This is a genomic window from Endozoicomonas sp. YOMI1 (genome assembly GCF_024606345.1).
Lineage (GTDB): Bacteria > Pseudomonadota > Gammaproteobacteria > Pseudomonadales > Endozoicomonadaceae > Endozoicomonas.
In genome coordinates this window covers 1-1,076 of the sequence record NZ_JAHHPM010000163.1, presented here as the reverse complement: position 1 = coordinate 1,076, position 1,076 = coordinate 1, and the positions used below count along the sequence as shown (strand labels likewise).

2 protein-coding genes are annotated in these 1,076 nt (G+C 45.2%); both read left to right on the top strand.

Annotation, left to right across the window (positions count from 1 at the left end):
• Positions 1-452: 452 nt before the first annotated feature.
• Positions 453-707, top strand: coding sequence for a type II toxin-antitoxin system Phd/YefM family antitoxin (locus KDK15_RS05780; protein WP_257294416.1), 255 nt, complete (start codon positions 453-455; stop codon positions 705-707).
• A complete protein-coding gene (locus KDK15_RS05775; RefSeq protein WP_257294415.1) occupies positions 704-1,000 on the top strand; it encodes a Txe/YoeB family addiction module toxin in 297 nt (98 codons plus the stop codon). Before KDK15_RS05780 ends, KDK15_RS05775 begins: the two co-directional genes overlap by 4 nt.
• Positions 1,001-1,076: the final 76 nt, after the last annotated feature.

Genomic DNA, 1,076 nt, shown 5'->3' with positions numbered 1-1,076 from the left:
AGCCTTGGATCATAACAACGAATGTTGCGCTCGTTGCGGTTTTAATCAAGAGTAGTTAGTCGTGTCAATAAATCCTGCGATACTGCCACAGTCAAAGCGCTTGCCCTGGACTTGCATGCCAGCACACAGACCCGATGTGCCTGGGCCATCAGAGCATCGGTGATCTGGATTTCACCACCTTTGCCCGGCTCGATATCCCGGATCAGGCCAAAAATATCCGGGGCTTAGTACATGCTAATACGTGTTATTTCAGCCCCGCCAGCACAAAAGCAACAAAACATTCACAGGCCCGCCTATTTCTTATGGCCACAGCTTATAATCAAGGAGCTATAAAAGTAGAAGAGTTTTAATGCTCATCAAGAATCAAGACCTAATGACCCTGATTTTCCTTGCCAAACAACAAAAGCTAATTATACTTGTACTTTATCACGTACAGGTATCTGGAAAATAAAATGAATGTGGTTTCCTACACAGAAATGAGGAAAAACCTGAAAGCGGTGTTGGACAGCGTTGTTAATGACGCGACCCACACAATAGTCCACAGACGTGACGCAAAAGATGCGGTGGTTATGTCGAAAGAAAGCTACGACAGCCTTATGGAAACTCTGTATCTGCTATCTTCCCCTGAGAATGCCCGGCGGTTGAAATCCGCCGCAGAACAATTCAAAGCAAATAAAGGTATCATCAGAGACCTGCCCGAACTATGAGCAACCTGAAAAAGGTCACGTTAAGCTGGTCTGAAGAAGCATGGGAAGACTTTCAATACTGGCTGGACAACGACAAACAAAAAGCTAGAAAACTAAGAAGATTAATTAAAGAATGTATCCGTACACCCTATGAAGGTGCAGGAAAGCCAGAGCCTCTGAAAGGTAACTTTTCAGGATTCTGGTCACGCAGAATCGACCATGAGCACAGATTAGTATACGCCTACAGCAACGAGAACCTGTTCATACTCCAGTGCCGCTTCCACTACTTCGAACACGTTCAATTTCGAGGTTAATTATCCCTTAGCAAATGTTATTTATCTCCCTGTCTACGCTTCGCAGTGGTCGTTACCTTCCACCCCGCAAGACTCG

Excerpts from the sequence above, each read along its gene's own strand:
- KDK15_RS05775 (WP_257294415.1), top strand. The coding sequence starts at position 704 with ATGAGCAACCTGAAAAAGGTCACGTTAAGCTGGTCTGAAGAAGCATGG.
- KDK15_RS05780 (WP_257294416.1), top strand. The coding sequence starts at position 453 with ATGAATGTGGTTTCCTACACAGAAATGAGGAAAAACCTGAAAGCGGTG.